This window comes from Arthrobacter sp. R4-81 (assembly GCF_054792365.1).
The window spans coordinates 237,731-254,059 of sequence record NZ_CP096445.1; the positions used below are offsets into that span (position 1 = coordinate 237,731).

At 61.6% G+C, this 16,329-nt stretch carries 15 protein-coding genes; 10 read left to right on the plus strand and 5 right to left on the minus strand.

The genetic code is table 11. From position 1 onward, the window contains the following. Positions 1-10 precede the first annotated feature (10 nt). Positions 11-553: a histidine phosphatase family protein gene (locus M1E05_RS01170; protein ID WP_247041842.1), complete on the plus strand. Its 543-nt coding sequence runs from the start codon at positions 11-13 to the stop codon at positions 551-553. A gap of 615 nt (positions 554-1,168) precedes the next feature. Then, positions 1,169-1,309, plus strand: coding sequence for a hypothetical protein (locus tag M1E05_RS01175; protein ID WP_458112571.1), 141 nt, complete (start codon positions 1,169-1,171; stop codon positions 1,307-1,309). A 237-nt stretch (positions 1,310-1,546) separates the two neighbouring features. Here M1E05_RS01175 and M1E05_RS01180 read toward each other — a convergent pair whose 3' ends face one another. Next, complete coding sequence (locus M1E05_RS01180; protein WP_461164192.1) at positions 1,547-3,112, minus strand: glycosyltransferase family 39 protein; 1,566 nt, start codon at positions 3,110-3,112, stop codon at positions 1,547-1,549. A gap of 108 nt (positions 3,113-3,220) precedes the next feature. On the opposite strand from M1E05_RS01180, the gene M1E05_RS01185 reads away from it, so the two are divergent. Both M1E05_RS01185 and M1E05_RS01190 read left to right on the plus strand, forming a co-directional pair. Beyond that, the gene (locus tag M1E05_RS01185; RefSeq protein WP_461164193.1) at positions 3,221-4,687 is read left to right on the plus strand and encodes a glycosyltransferase family 87 protein; all 1,467 of its coding nucleotides are present in this window, start codon (positions 3,221-3,223) and stop codon (positions 4,685-4,687) included. Beyond that, a complete protein-coding gene (locus tag M1E05_RS01190; RefSeq protein ID WP_461164194.1) occupies positions 4,680-6,134 on the plus strand; it encodes a phytoene desaturase family protein in 1,455 nt (484 codons plus the stop codon). The genes M1E05_RS01185 and M1E05_RS01190 overlap by 8 nt, the downstream gene beginning before the upstream one ends. 32 nt (positions 6,135-6,166) lie before the next feature. On the opposite strand, the gene M1E05_RS01195 is transcribed toward M1E05_RS01190, so the two are convergent. After that, a complete protein-coding gene (locus tag M1E05_RS01195) occupies positions 6,167-6,772 on the minus strand; it encodes an NAD(P)-dependent oxidoreductase (RefSeq protein ID WP_461164195.1) in 606 nt (201 codons plus the stop codon). An 83-nt stretch (positions 6,773-6,855) separates the two neighbouring features. Here M1E05_RS01195 and M1E05_RS01200 point away from each other — a divergent pair, with 83 nt between their 5' ends. After that, positions 6,856-7,248, plus strand: a complete 393-nt coding sequence (locus M1E05_RS01200) for a winged helix-turn-helix transcriptional regulator (protein WP_461164196.1) — start codon at positions 6,856-6,858, stop codon at positions 7,246-7,248. Positions 7,249-7,269: 21 nt separating this feature from the next. Here the strand turns inward: M1E05_RS01200 and M1E05_RS01205 are convergent, their stop codons facing one another. Further along, on the minus strand, positions 7,270-7,563 hold the full coding sequence (locus M1E05_RS01205; RefSeq protein WP_461164197.1) for a hypothetical protein: 294 nt from the start codon (positions 7,561-7,563) through the stop codon (positions 7,270-7,272). Between the two features lie 9 nt (positions 7,564-7,572). Here M1E05_RS01205 and M1E05_RS01210 point away from each other — a divergent pair, with 9 nt between their 5' ends. Together M1E05_RS01210 and M1E05_RS01215 are read left to right on the plus strand one after the other, a co-directional pair. Further along, positions 7,573-9,567 (plus strand): penicillin-binding transpeptidase domain-containing protein, encoded by a 1,995-nt coding sequence (locus M1E05_RS01210; RefSeq protein ID WP_461164198.1) that lies wholly within the window; start codon positions 7,573-7,575, stop codon positions 9,565-9,567. A gap of 209 nt (positions 9,568-9,776) precedes the next feature. Beyond that, positions 9,777-11,459: an ABC-F family ATP-binding cassette domain-containing protein gene (locus M1E05_RS01215; RefSeq protein WP_247041762.1), complete on the plus strand. Its 1,683-nt coding sequence runs from the start codon at positions 9,777-9,779 to the stop codon at positions 11,457-11,459. Between the two features lie 256 nt (positions 11,460-11,715). On the opposite strand, the gene M1E05_RS01220 is transcribed toward M1E05_RS01215, so the two are convergent. Next, positions 11,716-11,964 carry a toxin-antitoxin system YwqK family antitoxin gene (locus M1E05_RS01220; protein WP_461164199.1) on the minus strand — a complete coding sequence of 83 codons (249 nt, stop codon included), beginning with the start codon at positions 11,962-11,964 and terminating at the stop codon, positions 11,716-11,718. A gap of 66 nt (positions 11,965-12,030) precedes the next feature. Between M1E05_RS01220 and M1E05_RS01225 the strand changes: the two genes are divergently transcribed. Together M1E05_RS01225 and M1E05_RS01230 are read left to right on the plus strand one after the other, a co-directional pair. Then, positions 12,031-12,804 (plus strand): DeoR/GlpR family DNA-binding transcription regulator, encoded by a 774-nt coding sequence (locus tag M1E05_RS01225; protein WP_461164200.1) that lies wholly within the window; start codon positions 12,031-12,033, stop codon positions 12,802-12,804. Beyond that, positions 12,801-13,991 (plus strand): MFS transporter, encoded by a 1,191-nt coding sequence (locus M1E05_RS01230; RefSeq protein WP_458112561.1) that lies wholly within the window; start codon positions 12,801-12,803, stop codon positions 13,989-13,991. Before M1E05_RS01225 ends, M1E05_RS01230 begins: the two co-directional genes overlap by 4 nt. Here the strand turns inward: M1E05_RS01230 and M1E05_RS01235 are convergent. Next, on the minus strand, positions 13,924-14,640 hold the full coding sequence (locus M1E05_RS01235; RefSeq protein ID WP_461164201.1) for a phosphatase PAP2 family protein: 717 nt from the start codon (positions 14,638-14,640) through the stop codon (positions 13,924-13,926). The genes M1E05_RS01230 and M1E05_RS01235 overlap by 68 nt on opposite strands. A gap of 136 nt (positions 14,641-14,776) precedes the next feature. Between M1E05_RS01235 and M1E05_RS01240 the strand changes: the two genes are divergently transcribed. Beyond that, complete coding sequence (locus M1E05_RS01240) at positions 14,777-16,273, plus strand: phosphatase PAP2 family protein (RefSeq protein ID WP_461164202.1); 1,497 nt, start codon at positions 14,777-14,779, stop codon at positions 16,271-16,273. Positions 16,274-16,329: the final 56 nt, after the last annotated feature.

The window sequence follows — 16,329 nt, forward strand, 5'->3', positions numbered from 1 at the left end:
GCTTTGGATCATGCGTCATGGGGAGACCGAATGGTCCAAGAGCGGACAGTACACCGGGCTGACCGATCTTCCTCTCACCGTTGAAGGCGAGCAGCAGTCGGTGGAGGCCCGGAAGGCGTTGGACGGCGTCGACTTCGATCTGGTCCTCACTTCTCCCCTCCGTCGGGCACGCCGCACGGCTGAACTCGCCGGCTTTCCGGACGCCAAGCAGGAACCCCTGGCCGTGGAATGGGATTACGGAGACTACGAAGGAATCAGTTCGGACCTCATTCGCAAGGACAACCCGGACTACCTGATCTGGACTCACGGGGTTCCCAACGGGGAAACACTGGATCAGGTAGCTGCCCGTGCGGACAAGATCGTAGCCCGGGTACTGGAGTCCGGCCTGGACAACGTACTCATTGTGGCTCACGGACACTTCTCCAGGATCCTGACGGCACGCTGGTTGGGACTCGATGCCCAGTACGGCCGGCACTTCCTCCTTGGCACTGCAAAAGTTTGCACATTGGGCTGGGACAAGAAGACCCCCGCAGTGGTCCGCTGGGGCCTCTAACCAGTCGGTTGGGAACCCTTTGACGGGTCAATTGTGTGAATTGCAGAATAACTTTAGAGAAGTCTGTAATTCGGCTGGTCAAATGATCTGTCTTTAGTGTAATTTTATTTATGGCCCCAGTGCGTCTTGCCAGGGTCAAGGCGCGCGCAGCCCGACGAAGTCGGTTGGAGCTACGGCACAGCAGAAAAGGAGGTTGGGAAAATGATTACTTTGACTAGCGGATGGAAGATGACCGTCGCCGCGAACCCCGCCTCTGCTGCCCACGCCCGCCTTCGCACGGGAGTGACTGTCTCCTAGTGTCCGTTGGCCCCAGGGCCAGGACCTTGATAGATCCCCTACTTCTTTTGGGGATGCCCGGTAGCAGCGTCTCCACCCCTCGGTATTAAGCGGATGCGCAATTCCTCCTGAATCGGAACCAGCTTCCACTGGGTCTTTCGCATCCATATTCCACGGGTAGTTTCCCTATTTGCAATTACTTGCCCTATCGGGCATTTCTTTGCCCAATTCCGGCCAATTCCTTGGTGAATTAAGAGGCTCTAATTGGTGCGCCCAAAATCAAGTATCGGCCAGTCTGGTCGGGACTTCACTTCGAGTAAATGAGAGGAGGTGACCTACGTGACCAGTAAGTTCGAGGAATTCTTCTCGATGATCGGCATCCCGCTGCAGAACGAGAGGACTCAGTTCAACGGCGACCAGCTCGACAAGAACAGGGAAGTTGTCTTGATCGCTATGTACATGATGAGTGTGAACCGCTGAACCGATGATTCCGGTGCGGACCGCCCGCAGTACAAACGGATCACGAGTACAACGGATCACCCCATTGAAGGAGGATCTGATGATTCACATCGGAGCCAATCCGCCAGGAGCCCACGCGGCAACGCGTGGGCTCCCCCCGTTTAACGTCTTGGTCGTTGGTCTAACGTCTTGGTCGTTGGGCGCAGCCGGTTTGACTCTCCGCCGTTCAGCCGCCGGCCCTTTGCGGCGCGTGGTGGTTTACCGCGCCGGGCAGTTGTAGGAAAGCAGCAGCACCCGCTGGGAGTTCTTTACTTCGGTGGACGAGCATCCGGCGTCAGTGAATGCCCGTAGATCAGGAATGGAGCCACCCCCGGCGCCAACGAACCACACGTGGCCGCGCCCCAACAGTGCAGCCGCGGTAACTTCCTTGTTGGTACCCCAAAGCGTCCCTGACTCCGCTGGAGAAGCACCCAGGGACAGGTCCGAAAGCGACCTGAACGGTGAGGGGTAAGCAATGGAGACATCCCTTAGCTCCGGCCGCTCATAAACCACAGAAGCCGGTCCCTGCGTCTCATTACCGATGATCGCCGCTATATCCCGTTCAGTATCCTGTGGTTCGTTCAGGACGCTTTTTAGGGTCAGCTGCGGAACGAGGCTTGCGCTGAGAACAATCCCAATGGCAACGGGCAGCAGCAGGCGTTGATTGCGCCTGACGGAGTCCAGGCCGAGTCCGACGAGGAGCGCAAAGGCCGGAGCTGTGAAAGTCAGGTACCGGGCCACGTAGACAGGCTGGGCAATCAGGCTGACCACCAGGAGACCCGTCACGGGCAGGATCACTGTTGTAAGGCACAACACCAGTAGCGTCTGCAGCCTGCTGTTCCGGTCACCTCGCGCCATGCCGACAATGCCAAGGATGATCAGGACCAGTTGCGCCAATCCCAGCAGCCCGACTGCCGCGAGAATCCATGTGGGAGGAAGGTTTCCGGTGGGCCGATCGTCGCCATAGAAGAACTGTTTAACAGCGGCAGCGCTGAGGTTCTGCAGGAACGACCGGTTCTGGATCCAGTCAACCTGTGCCTTCTGCGTCAACGCGAACAGCAGGAAAGGCAGCACCAGAAGGCCGATTCCTGCCGACGTGACGAGTGTTCCAAGGATCCGTTTGCGCAGGACGAGTGCCGCTACAGCATGGGATGCCACTGCGAGGGCAAAGAACATGAAAACGAATATCCCCAGAGCAGCGCACGCTCCGTAAAGGATCCAGTCGATGCTGTGGTTCGATTCCCATGCCCGGAGCAGGAGGAGGGTGAGCACCACCGCCAGCAAGGCAGAGATTGCATACTGCCGGGCTTCCGTTCCCGACCACACCATACGTGGCAGCACAGCAAGGACGAGGCCGCTGGCGATTCCAATGCTCTCGGATCCAAGACGGCGTCCGATAAGGACAGTACCCGCGCAGGCCAGGCCTACGGCGATGGCCGACGGTGTGCGAAGCGCCAGCTCTGAGAAGCCGAAGACGGAGGTCCAAGCATGCATCAAGAGGTAGTAAGTCCCATGGACAGCGTCAACGGACTGGAGCAGCGTAAACAGCTCGGCAGGCGAACGCCCCGCTGAAGAAACTGTGGCAATCTCATCGTCCCAAAACGAGGGGATCCACGAGCCAACGAAGGCCACGAGGAAAGCGGCAACCCCCACTGCCGAAGGGCTGAGCCATGGGCGCGATGATGGGCTCCCGTTGGATGAGGCCGGGACTCCCGGCAGCTCTGAGGACCGTCGACCCTTTTGCCCGGAAGCGGGTCCGGCTTCGTGGGAAAGTTGGCGTGACATTAAGGAGCCCCCTGAGGCTGACTGATTGTAACGAGCATATACGCGGGGTGTTAGACGCGTACAACCAACCCCCTAGCCACCGCTCCCTCCAGCGGTAAGCTCAAACACATGCAGGAGATCAAGCCGCCGACGGGGCCGAAAAGGGTGCGTCTGGTCATTCCGAGCCGAAGTGATCTCCTGCTGCGGAACTTCACGGAATTGATTGGTGGCCCTATGGGCACCAGGTCCGCCCCCGGCGTCGTATCCCCGGGCTTCTTTACGGTGGAACGTGTACTCATCATCCTCACTGTCGCGGCGGCACTGACCGGCATCCTCATCAAGAGCCATTGCCGCCTCAACGGCTGGGAAACGCCCGGACAGTTCTATTCCACGTGTTACTCCGACTTCCCGGAATTGTTCAGGAACCGGGGCCTGGGTGACGGCGTCTTTCCGTTCTTCACGCAGGGCTCCTCCTTCGAGTACCCGGTACTGACAGGTCTGATTGCCGGTATCACGGCCCTGATGGTTCCCGGTGAGGGCGTCAGCGATGCCAGGATCCTCGGCTATTTCGATGTAAACGCCACACTGATCACCGCCGTGTGGATCGTCGTCGTGCTGGCGACCGCAAGGATGACCCGCCGTCGGCCCTGGGATGCCGCCATGGTTGCCCTGGCTCCGGGAATCATCCTGTCAGGGTTGATCAACTGGGACATGTGGGCCGTTGGACTGCTGGCCCTTGCCATGTATTTCCTGGCCCGGGAGCGGCTGGTGCTGGCTGGAATCTTCATTGGCCTGGGCACGGCAACCAAAATGTATCCTCTCCTGATCCTGGGCGCCATCCTGCTACTTGCCCTGCGGACAGGCCGGATCAGGCCGCTTCTGGTCACGGTCGGAGCCGCAGCCGCTGCCTGGCTGGCCGTCAACCTCCCAATTGCGGCGATAAACCCGTCCGGTTGGAGATACTTCTACGACTTCACCGAGGACCGTCCGGCCGGCTACAGCTCCCCCTGGTTTGCCTACAACCTGCTCGCTGAACGTCTCAACGGCCAGCCACTGGCTCCCGAGACCATCAACACGATGGCCCTGGGCCTGTTCCTCCTGGCTTGCTTCCTCATTGCAGTCCTGGCTTTGTCCTCCCCCACACGGCCGAGGATCGCCCAGCTCGCCTTCCTCATCGTGGCTGCCTTCGTGCTCACTAATAAGGTGTACTCTCCGCAATTCGTGCTCTGGCTTATTCCCCTCATGGCACTCGCGCGGCCCCGGTGGCGCGACTTCCTGATCTGGCAGGCGATCGAGGCACTGCACTGGGCCGCGATTTGGATGTACCTGGGGCAGGTCACGAGCAACGGGTCTGCGCAACACAATATCGACATGCCGTACTACGTTCTTGCCGTCATCCTGCACATGGTGGCCACTGGTTACCTCATGCTCAGGGTCACCTGGGACATTTGGAATCCCGACTACGACGTCATCCGAAGGCACGGCATGGACGATCCCCATGCCGGTCCTTTTGACGGGGCTCCCGACCGGCTCCGCCTTGATCTCGGCCGCCCCTCTGCCTCAGTGCTCCCTTGGAAGGATAGAAGCAATGTCTGATGTCGCCGTCGTAGGTTCAGGACCCAATGGATTGGCGGCAGCGGTGATGATGGCGCGCTCCGGCCTGGCCGTGCGCGTCTACGAGGCCGCTGAATCGGCAGGAGGCGGGGCACGGACCAGCGAACTGATGCAAACAGGGCACTTCCATGACGTCTGTTCGGCCGTCCATCCCATGGCCCTTGCCTCGCCATTCTTTCGAGCTTTCGGACTCTCTTCCCGGATTGAGTTGAAGACACCAGAACTCTCCTACGGTGCAACGCTCGACGGCGGCCGGGTCGCCTTGGCATACAGGTCACTGGAACGCACGGCAACAGAGTTGGGACGCGACGGCGAGGCCTACCGCAGGCTCATGGAACCCTTGGTTCGTATGGTGGAGGGCGTCACAGACACCGCCCTGAACCACCTTCTGCGGGTGCCGCGCCATCCGCTGGCCGCCGCAGTGCTGGCCCTTCGGACGTTCGAGCAGGGGACAGCCCTCTGGGGTAAGAGGTTTCAGGAGGATCTGGCGCCGGCGCTTCTTTCCGGAGTCACCGCACATGCCGTTGGCCGGCATCCCACCCTGGCACCAGCGGGCGCCGGCCTGCTGTTGGCTACCCTGGCCCATGTGGAGGGTTGGCCGATACCCGTTGGCGGATCAGCGGCAATCGTAAAGGCGATGACAGACGACATCCAGGCACACGGTGGCGTGATCGAAACGGGAGCGCGGATTGACTCCCTGGACCAGCTGTCTCCGGCGAAGGCCATCCTGCTCAACGTGGTGCCACCTGCCTTCCTGAAGATCGCAGGGAGCCGGCTACCCCCAGCCTATCGGCGTTCCCTGGAAGCATTCCGGTTTGGTAATGCAGCGTGCAAAGTGGACTTCATCCTGTCCGGTCCGGTCCCCTGGGCAGCCGCGGAGCTATCCGACGCAGGAACAGTCCATGTAGGCGGGACGCGGGAGGAAATAGCCGCCTCTGAGGCCGCCGTAGCTGACGGCCGGCATCCGGAACGGCCTTATGTCCTGGTGGCCCAGCCATCACAGTTCGACGCCGGCAGGGCCCCGGCCGGACGCCACATCCTCTGGAGCTACTGCCACGTTCCGGCCGGATCAACTACGGACATGACGGAGCGGGTGGTTGCACAGATTGAGCGCTTTGCGCCAGGTTTCCGTGATCTCGTGATCGAGTCCAAGGTAACTACTGCAGCGGACATGGCCAGTTACGACGCAAACTATGTGGGCGGCGATTTCAGTTCGGGAATAGTGGACGTGATGGGCATCATCAAACGGCCCACCTTTAGCCCGGTACCCTGGCGGACGCCGATTCCCGGGGTGTACCTGTGCTCGTCGTCAACGCCGCCCGGTCCCGGAGTGACCGGTATGCCAGGGTTCCACGCAGCGAAGTATGCCCTAAAGGACATATTCGGACTGCCGGTGCCTTCCTTGGGAAGGCGGCTCTCCGACACGTAGGGCCATCGGGACCAGGCGGCGTTGAAAGTGCGCTAATTGGCGGCAGTGAAGCGCGTGCGGCGGTGCTTCGGGTTTTCGATCTCGTCCAGCATTGCTACCGCGAAATCCTGGGTGGAGATCTGCGAACCTGCCGGAGTATCCAGGGCGGTTACGTACTCCCCGGTCCGCTCACCAGGCTGGATCAGCGGAGCAGGGGCCAGGACAGTCCAGTCCACGTGGTCAGGCGCCTCTTTGGCTGCCTCATAGGCTGCTGCCATGGTCAGCGCTTCTGCCTTGTAGGCTTCGGGAAAACCGGGCGAGTCCACGAGCCTCACGCCGTCGATCTCAAGGGCGCCGGCACCGCCTACGATCAACAGACGTGCCTTCGCGGCAGTGCGATAGACGCTGTTCATGGCGTCGAGCCATTCTGAATGGGCGCCTCCGGTCCTGCTCGGCACCGTAGCCAGGACCACAGTGTCGTGGGCTTCGACGATTTGAGTGAAGGAGCCTTGATCAGCAAGATCAGCGGAGAGTGCCGATGCACCCTCAACGGCGGAACCGCTCCGTGAAACTGCGGTGACTTCATGTCCCCGGCTCAAAGACTCGTTGACGATCTGGCTTCCGACCATGCCGGTGGCTCCATAGACTGCGATTTTCATGACACTCCTTCGTATTGGTATTCTCGGACAGCCCCCAAAGTATCTTTCGGATACAAAGACCTTCAAAGAAACCGAGTATCCATTTGGAAACCAACCAGCAGGCCGCCAACGTCCTGGATCCCGACTGCCCGTCCAGGGTGGTCTTCCAGCGAATCGGGGATAAATGGGCCTCCCTGGTGATCCAGGTTCTGGCCAACGGACCTGTGCGGTTCAGCGAGCTGCGGAAGATGGTTCAGGTCGTCACGCCAAAGGTGCTGACACAGACGCTCCGTTCTCTTGAGCGGGATGGTCTCATCACCCGGAAGGTGTACGCACAGGTTCCGCCGAGAGTGGACTACACGCTGACTGACCTGGGCCGGTCCCTTCTCGCACCGCTGAGCCAGCTGCGTCAATGGGCAGAGAACAACGTGCCCGCCATCATTGACGCCCGCGATGCCTACGACGAGCTTCGGGACGCGGAACTGCTGGAGGGCTGAACTGGCTCCTAAATGCAGCAACTACCCCACGTAGGGAGTGGCCAGAAGGGTACTTCCGGACTCCTCTATGTGCAGCAGGATGCCATTCCCGCGCCGCTCGAACTGGAGCGGTTCCTTAAGCGAACGCTCCATCCGGGCTTGATCGTCGTCCCACGGGAAGTGGCAGAGCCAATACCGTTTCGAGGGTTTCAGGGGGTGTAGCCCGGCGGGGGTTTTGCGGCCGGGGACGCGCCGGTCTGGTCCGGCAACGCCTGCCGCGCCCACATAGCCCTGTCCCAACGAGTTGACAACGCAATTCTCAGGGTGAGCAGGCATAATGGCGCCGTGGGGAAAATTCAGAAGATATCACTGGCACTTGTCGGGCTCATTATTGGTGGATCGTTGGTGGGTTGCGACGACGGCCGGGCAGGGGCGGAAGTCGCAGCAAAACAGCTCGCGTCCGCCATCTCAGCCCTCGACGTCGGGGGTGTTGCCTTTGAAGGCAAGGATGCTGCCGGCGCTAACGAGCAGCTCCAGGAGGTTTTCAAGGCACTTGAGCCGGGTAAGCCTGCCGTGGAACCCGGTGAGCTGAAGCTGGAGGAAGACACCGCCACCGTCCCTTTGGCATATAACTGGAAAATCGGTTCCTCGGAGTGGAAGTACTCCGTAACAGCCGAGCTCAAGAAATCCGGCGACTCGTGGCTAACGGTATGGAAGCCAGCGCTTCTGGTGCCCGACCTGGTGGATGGCGAAATTCTCACCAAGGCCACCGAATCACCTCAACGCGCCGATATTCTTGGCGCCGGTGATGCCCCGCTGGTTACTTACCGCCCTGTGGTGAACGTTGGCATCGACAAGCAACAGCTCGCCGGTGGGGATCCCGCGGCCTCTGCTGGAAAGCTCGCCGAGCTGGTGGGAGTTGATTCCGCGGCGTACGTCAGCCAGGTGCAGGCTGCGGGTGCTGAGGCTTTCGTGGTTGCCATCACCCTGCGTGACGACGCCAGCAGGACTGTCACAGATGCGCAGATTTCCGCGATTCCCGGCGCGCGTGCCATCAAAGAAAGCATGCCGCTCGCGCCCACACGCACGTTCGCGCGGGCGTTACTGGGTACGGTGGGGCAAGCCAATGCTGAACAGATTGAAAAATCCGGCGGTGCCCTGACAGCCGGAGACGTGACGGGGACCGGAGGCCTGCAGCAGCAGTACGATGCCCTGTTGCGTGGAACGGACAGAGTGATCATCCGGGCGCAGAAGGCAGACCTCACGGCGGAAGAGATCCGAGCGGCCGGCACTGATCCCCGCCGAACCGTCTTCGATGTTCCGGCCACCCCCGGCACGCCCCTGAAGACCACACTGGACCCCTCGCTGCAGCAAGTGGCCGAAGGGATACTGGCTGAAATTCAGCCCGCATCCGCCATCGTGGCGCTCCGCCCCTCGACCGGTGCGGTCCTTGCCGCTGCTTCGGGTCCCGGCAGCGACGGTTACAACACCGCCATGCTGGGCCAGTACGCTCCGGGTTCAACCTTCAAAATGGTGGATTCCCTAGCCCTGTTCCGCAACGGAATGACGCCGGATTCAAAAGTGGAATGTACGCCGACTCTGACCGTGGACGGCAGGACCTTCAAAAACGCCGAGGGCTATCCCGCTGACTCCTTGGGGTCTGTCACCCTGCGGGACGCCTTCGCCCACTCGTGCAATACTGCTTTCATCTCGGCCAGGGACTCTGTGAGTCAGGCCCAGCTTGAGTCGGCAGCCACTTCACTGGGTGTGGCCGTAGAAGCGCCGAAGCTGGGGGCCGACGCCTTCCTCGGTTCCGTCCCCGGAGAAGCCGAAGGTACCGAACACGCGGCGTCCATGATCGGCCAGGGCAAGATTCTCATGTCCCCGCTGTCCGCTGCCGTGATGGCCGGTTCTGTAGCCAACGGCTCCCCCGTGTCGCCGCAGCTTGTCCTCAACGCTGACGCCGCCGTTCCAGGCGGCGCGCCTTCCGGAAGCACGACGGCGGCCGCCGCCACACCGTCGTCGCCCGCCTCGGACGCCCCGCCACCCGCAAAAACGGCCGAGAAGCCGATCACCAAAGAGGAAGCCACAGCGCTGGCCGACATGATGCGGGCGGTAGTGACCTCTGGGCATGCCGGATTCCTTATGGACGTTCCGGGCGCACCGGTGGGCGCGAAGACCGGCACAGCCGAATTCGGCAAGGAGAATCCGCCGAAGACGCATGCCTGGATCGTGGCTGTGCACGGGGACCTTGCCGTTGCGGTGTTCGTGGAGGAAGGCGGCCTTGGTGCGGCCACCTCGGGTCCGTTGCTGAAGGAATTCCTGACCGCCGCCGGCTAACCCCCGGACGCTCCCTCACCTTTCGCAGGTTTTAACGCGACCCTCCTTCACCTTTCGTCGCTTTTGCCCCGACCCTCCTTCACGTTTCGTCGCTTTTGACCCAACCCTCCTACACCAGGTGAGGGAGCGTCCGGCATTTCGTTGCGAAAGGTGAGGGAGGGTTGGCGGCCGGATCAAGCGAAGTAATGGGGCATGGGAAGATTGCTTTTGTGGCTCATATTGACGTTTCCGGTATTGATTACTTCCTCTCTGACGGCACCCAACTGCTCAACGGCGTCACTTTCAAAGTGCCCGATGGAAGTAAGACCGCGCTGATCGGGCCTAACGGCACCGGGAAAACCACGCTGTTCAGGATCATTGCCGGAGATCTGGTCCCCGATGAAGGCGTCATTGGCCGCTCCGGGAATATGGGCATCATGCGGCAGTTTGTAGGCCAGGTCCGTGACGATTCGACCGTCCGTGACCTTTTGGTATCCGCCGCACCTCCCGCTTTGGCGGCGGCTGCCCGCACAGTGGATGAAGCCGAGCTGGCCATGATGGAGTTCGACGACGAGCCCACCCAGATGCGCTATGCCCAGGCCATAGTGGACTGGGGAGATGCAGGCGGCTACGACGTCGAGACCGTCTGGGACGAGGTCTGCATGGCCGCGCTGGGACTTCCCTTTGACCGGGCGCAGCACCGTCCGGCGTCGAGCCTGTCAGGGGGCGAACAAAAGCGACTGGTGCTGGAGGCCCTCTTCGCTGGTCCTGACGAACTGCTGCTTCTGGACGAACCGGACAACTACCTCGACGTCCCGGGAAAGCGTTGGCTCGAAGGCAAACTCAACGAATCCAAAAAGACAGTGTTCTTCATCAGCCACGACCGTGAGCTCCTGAACAATGCCGCCGGGCGTATCGTCACCCTTGAACCGGGCATCAACGGCGCCGGCGCCTGGGTGCATGGAGGGGGCTTCGGCTCTTACGTCGATGCGAGGGCTGACCGGAACGCCCGCTTCGAGGAACTGCGAAAACGTTGGGACGAGGAGCACATCAAGCTCAAAGAACTCGTCAACATGTACAAGAACAAGGCCGCCTTCCGTTCTGACATGGCTAACCGATATCACGCTGCGCAGACCCGACTGGCAAAATTCCTGGAAGTTGGCCCTCCGGAAGCCCTTCCCATCGAGCAGAACGTGAAGATGCGGCTCAAGGGAGGCAGGACGGCCAAGCGTGCCATCGTCGCCGAACGACTTGAACTGACAGGCCTCATGAAACCGTTTTCCACTGAAGTCTGGTTTGGGGACCGCGTCGGTGTTCTCGGCTCCAACGGCTCTGGCAAGAGCCATTTCCTGCGACTGCTGGCTACCGGCGGGACAGACCCTGAGCGTGAACACCTGCCGGTATCGGAAGTGGAGATTGCTGAGGTTCCGCATGAAGGAACGGTGAAACTCGGCGCCAGGATCCGGCCCGGATTTTTCGCACAGACGCATGTTCGCCCGGATCTTCTTGGCAAAACCCTGTTGGAGATCCTGCACCGCGGGGACGAGCATCGCTCCGGGTTGGGCCGTGAAGCCGCCGCGGGTGCGCTGGACGGCTACGGCTTGGCAGGTCAGTCGGAGCAGAAGTACGAGTCCCTGTCCGGGGGGCAGCAGGCACGGTTCCAGATTCTGCTGCTGCAGCTTTCGGGAGCCACCCTGCTGCTGCTCGATGAGCCCACAGACAACCTCGACCTCCACTCAGCCGAGGCTCTCGAGCGAGCCATTGACCATTTCGAGGGGACCGTCCTGGCAGTCACCCACGACCGCTGGTTCGCCCGGACCTTTGACCGCTTCCTTGTATTCGGCTCGGACGGCAAGGTGTACGAGTCCGAGGCACCCGTCTGGGACGAAAAGCGCGTGGAACGCGTCCGCTAGCCCCAACGCTCCCTCACCTTTCGCAGCTTTTTGGCAAACCCTCCCTCACTTGGTGATGGAGGGTTTGGTGTTTTGGCGCGAAAGGTGATGGAGGGTTTGGTGTTTTGGCGCGAAAGGTGATGGAGGGTTTGGTGTTTTGGCGCGAAAGGTGATGGAGGGTTCTATTTGAACGTTTTGCGCTTGGTCTCGGTGCCGTCGGCGGCGTAGGTCACCCATTCACCGGTTTTGCGCCCGACGTCGTATCTTCCTTCGTCCATCAGCTCACCGGTGCTGTGCCAGCGTTGCCAGGATCCGTCCTGCTGGCCGTCCCGGAAAGCCCCCGCTGCAGCAGACCCCCACCCTCGCGGTACCAGATGCAGGGACCGTCGAGTTGGCCGCCGGAATAGCCCACGTCTGCCTTGAGTTGACCATTACGGTAGTAGAACTTCCACCGGCCGCGCCTCTCGCTGTCGACGTAATCGCCCGTCCCCGAGAGCTTGCCGTCCTTGAACACTTCCTCAGCCATGGGGATCAGCCTGATCGAAACGCCACCCAATGTGACTAAATGATCACTTCGGACTATCATTTGAGCGTGAAGACTGAAGAAAGACACCGTCTGATCGCAGAGCTTCTGCGTCAACGGGATGAGGTCAGTGTCGAGGAGCTCATCGCTCAGTGCAGTTCCTCAGGAGCCACCATCCGCCGGGACCTTGAGGTGCTGGCGGGACACGGTGTACTCCGGCGGATCCACGGCGGCGCAAAGAGCCTGGTCCTGCGGGGCGAAAACCCTGGCTACGGTCAGCGGGAACTTGAAGACCAGGCCATTAAGGTCAGGATAGCGGCAGGCGTCGCCTCACTTTTGGGCGATCGCGAACACGTCTGGCTGGACAGCGGAACCACGGCAACAGAAATTGCCCGTCAACTGCGCCAGCGCGAACTCACCCTGATGCCGATGTCCTTGCGGTCCGTGAACGTACTGGCCGTGGATGACTGGCAGAGCGGACATCGGCCGGCACTGCTGCTCCCAGGCGGAAGCCTGATACCGGGCGAATTTTCCTTCCGGGGGCCGTTGGCGGAAAGAACCATCCGCTCCCTGAGGTTCGACACCGCCGTAGTGACACCCTGCGCCCTTAACTTCAAGGACGGTCTGCTGGCCCATGACGTCGACGACGCCGCCGTCAAGCGCGCAGGCCTGGAGTCAGCGGCCAGGGTAGTTGTTGCTTGCGCCGGCTCGAAATGGAACGGTAATGCTGTTGCACTCGTAGCCGCCCTGCCGGCCGTTGATGTCCTGGTGACGGACAGATTCCTCACTCCTGAAGAACTTGCACAACTCGAAACGTACTCGGTGAAAGTAGTGACTGTATGAGTGTCAGCATCGCGACCGGCCCCAGCCTGAAAGCGGCATCCGTCGCTACTTTCCTGATTTTCGGGGTGAACGGGCTGGTCTTTGCCAGCTGGGCGGCACGGATCCCCGCTGTCACCGAAATCCTGCATCTGACGTCGGGCCAGATGGGCACGTTGCTCCTGTGCACGGCCATTGGCTCGCTGATCGCCCTGCCCACAGCAGGGTGGGTTGTCGGCCGGATCGGGACAGCGAACACTGTTCGCGCCAGCGGGGTCCTCGCAGCACTGGCTGGCGCAGCTGTTGCGTTGTCACTGTTGGCGGAATCCGTTCCGGCTACGGCCCTGGCCCTGTTCTTCTTCGGAATGGGCATCGGTCTTTGGGACGTCGCCCAGAACATTGAAGGGGCCGACGTCGAACACCGGCTTAGACGGACCATCATGCCCCAGTTCCACGCGGCTTTCAGCGGCGGTGCTTTTGTGGGAGCCCTGATTGGCTCCGCCCTGTCCAACCTTGGTGTGAGCCTGCCCGTGCACCTGCTGGTCATCGCCGGTCTGGTTGCCGTCCTGACCCTTGTGGTGCCCCGCTACTTCCTTCCCCATATCGCGGCAGAGCGGCCAGCAGACGGGGAACCCAAGCCTGCCAAGGGACCCTCTGCCTGGCGCGACGGGCGGACCCTTTTGATCGGCGTGGTGGTCCTCGGCGCTACCCTGACCGAGGGCGCAGGCAATGACTGGATCGCCAAGGCATCAGTTGACGGACTTGGCACAACCGAGTCCACGGGCGCTTTGCTCTTTGCCGTCTTTGTCCTCGCCATGACTGCTATGCGGTTTGCAGGCGGAATGGTCATCGATCGCTATGGCCGAGTCGCGGTCCTGCGAGCCAGCATGGCAGCGGCAGCCGCCGGTCTGGGTCTCTTCGTCCTGGCAGGAAATGTGTGGTTGGCCGTGGCGGGGGCCGCTCTTTGGGGAGTGGGAGCCGCACTGGCCTTCCCCATGGGGATGTCAGCCGCTGCAGATGACCCCCGCCACGCCGCGGCACGGGTGTCCGTCGTGTCGACGATAGGCTACATGTCGTTCCTGGCCGGCCCGCCCTTGCTCGGATACCTCGGGGACATCACGGGAATCCACTTCGCACTCCTTGCTATCCTCGCCCCGATCCTGGTTGCCTTGCTGCTCGCTGGCGCCGCGAAGCCCTTGCACGCCAAGTAAGCAACCTGCGGGCGTCCGTGTTCTCCCGTACACAGGCGCTTTGAAACATCAGCCAGACCAGGGGCACTACGGCGGCGGCAAGCAGCGCACCACCCAGGGTGTCAATCAGCCAGTGCGCGCCAAGGTACGTCCGGCTGACCATCATGGCGAGTGTTCCCAGACCGGCCATCAGCCACATCCACAGCCGTCCGATCAGGAGTGCAACCACCAGCAGAAATGCGGCCGTGGCGGATACATGGCCGGAGGGAAAAGAACCCGTATCGGTGAGGACGATGGTGTTGGACGGACGGCCGCGGCCAATCCCTGCCTTGATCAGCTGGGTAAGCAGTGCCACAGAGGCAGCGGCGACAACGGAGAAAACGGCAGTCTGGGGCCTTCGCCGCACCAGCAGAATGATGACGAGGCAGGCGTGCAGCACATAAATTCCGCGGTAGCCGGCCACGTTAAGGAACTCGTTGATGCCGTCCCACGCAGGGCTGCGCAGCGTCTCGACAAACTGGTGCCATCCGCTGTCCAGGGCCAGGAAGGGTGGATCCACCTTATTGGCCAATAACAGGCCCCCCAGAACGGTCATCGATGCGAGCAGGGCCGTGCTGGCCGCGATCACCGGGCCTGGGGAATACCGCTGCGGGTCGAGGACACGCGTCATTGATTCATCCTAACGATTCGTCCCGTCAAGCAACCGGGAAATCGAACCGATGATCCAATGGGCGTGCCTTCCCCCACGCCATGCCCAACCAAAGCTGGTCAAATCCCCAGCGGGCCTTCGGTTGTAGGGTGGGGAAATGCGAAGGATGCTGAGGAGGGGCCCAGGAAGGATTGCGCGTCTGGACAGGGCACTCGTCAGGGCCGTTTCGGGTTTCCCCGGAGGTGAACACGACGACTTCTTCCGTCGGCTGTCCGCCGTTGCCAACAAAGGCAAGCTGTGGTTTGCCATAGCTGCTGTCCTTGCCATCTTCAAGGGCAGGCCGCGTCGTGCGGCCCTTCACGGCCTTATTGCCCAAGGCTTGGCTTCTGGTGTAACCAACCTCGGCTTCAAAACCCTGCTGCCGCGCGCCCGGCCTCTGCCGGAGCACCTGCCGGTGTTCCGTTTCGTTCATCCGCAGCCCACCAGTTCTTCTATGCCGTCCGGGCACTCGGCTTCGGCAGCGGCGTTCGCTGTGGGAGCTGGTTTCGTCCACCCCGTGATCGGAGCAGCACTCGCTCCTGTCGCTGCCGGAGTTGCATACTCAAGAGTGCATACAGGCGCCCATTGGCCATCTGATGTGATCTTCGGATCTGCCATCGGAGCGGGAGCCGCTCTGGTCACCCGAAAGTGGTGGCCGGTCAGGCCGCCCTTTCCTGACACACGGCGAAATCGGACCCATGCTCCCGAGATAGCGGGTGGACGCGGGTTAAGCATCGCGGTGAACACGCTTGGTGGATCCTACGGCCCGGAAACAGTAGCCGCCCTGCAGAAAGTATTCCCGTCAGCGTATATACAGCAGGTTAGTCAGGATGACGATCTGGTAGCTGCAATCCGGGCTGTTGCCACCCACCCCGGAACGGAAGCCTTAGGGGTCTGGGGCGGGGACGGGACCGTGGGCGCTGCCGCTGCATACGCCGTGGCAGAAAAACTGCCCCTGCTCGTGCTCCCTGGCGGGACCCTCAATCACTTCGCCCGCGATGCAGGCACGTCCACCCTCACATTGGCACTGAATGCTGCTGAACAGGGCGAAGCAGCACTGGCAGATGTTGGCCATATTGTGGTGGAGCGTGGCTTGCCCGACAAACTCGAGCGCCTTGAACTGACGATGTTGAACACTGCCAGCATCGGTCTGTATCCCGACATGGTCAGGCGCAGGGAGCATCTTCAGCCCAGCATGGGCAAGCCCCTTGCAGGAGTAGTCGCAATGCTTGGCACATTCGCAGCCGGCACCCCCACAACCTTGTTCGTGGATGGAGTGCGCCACAAGCTCTGGATGCTGTACGTGGGCCGGGGCAGGTACTTCCCCCGGGACCACGCTCCCTTGGTGCGCCCGGTGATGGACGACGGCGTCCTGGACTTCCGCCTCATTACTGCCGACGAATCTCTTGCCAGGCTGCGCCTGTTGTGGTCGGTTCTCACCGGGACCGTGGCGACGTCGAAAATCACCCATCTTCGCGAGGCCACCAGGATCAGGGTCGAGGCAAACGGCGCCCCGCTGACTCTCGCCGTGGACGGTGAGGCCATCCCCGGGGTCCGCAGCGTGGAGTTCACCGTGCGGCGCGGCGCTTTAAGGTATTACTCCCCCGAGCCCTGAAGGGTCATCCGATCGGACTACCCTGATTCTCCCCTGAATCATCCCTGAGACCGGCG

Excerpts from the sequence above, each read along its gene's own strand:
- M1E05_RS01170 (WP_247041842.1), top strand. The coding sequence starts at position 11 with ATGCGTCATGGGGAGACCGAATGGTCCAAGAGCGGACAGTACACCGGG.
- M1E05_RS01180 (WP_461164192.1), bottom strand. The coding sequence starts at position 3,112 with ATGTCACGCCAACTTTCCCACGAAGCCGGACCCGCTTCCGGGCAAAAG.
- M1E05_RS01185 (WP_461164193.1), top strand. The coding sequence starts at position 3,221 with ATGCAGGAGATCAAGCCGCCGACGGGGCCGAAAAGGGTGCGTCTGGTC.
- M1E05_RS01190 (WP_461164194.1), top strand. The coding sequence starts at position 4,680 with ATGTCTGATGTCGCCGTCGTAGGTTCAGGACCCAATGGATTGGCGGCA.
- M1E05_RS01195 (WP_461164195.1), bottom strand. The coding sequence starts at position 6,772 with ATGAAAATCGCAGTCTATGGAGCCACCGGCATGGTCGGAAGCCAGATC.
- M1E05_RS01205 (WP_461164197.1), bottom strand. The coding sequence starts at position 7,563 with ATGCCTGCTCACCCTGAGAATTGCGTTGTCAACTCGTTGGGACAGGGC.
- M1E05_RS01220 (WP_461164199.1), bottom strand. The coding sequence starts at position 11,964 with ATGGCTGAGGAAGTGTTCAAGGACGGCAAGCTCTCGGGGACGGGCGAT.
- M1E05_RS01230 (WP_458112561.1), top strand. The coding sequence starts at position 12,801 with ATGAGTGTCAGCATCGCGACCGGCCCCAGCCTGAAAGCGGCATCCGTC.
- M1E05_RS01235 (WP_461164201.1), bottom strand. The coding sequence starts at position 14,640 with ATGACGCGTGTCCTCGACCCGCAGCGGTATTCCCCAGGCCCGGTGATC.
- M1E05_RS01240 (WP_461164202.1), top strand. The coding sequence starts at position 14,777 with ATGCGAAGGATGCTGAGGAGGGGCCCAGGAAGGATTGCGCGTCTGGAC.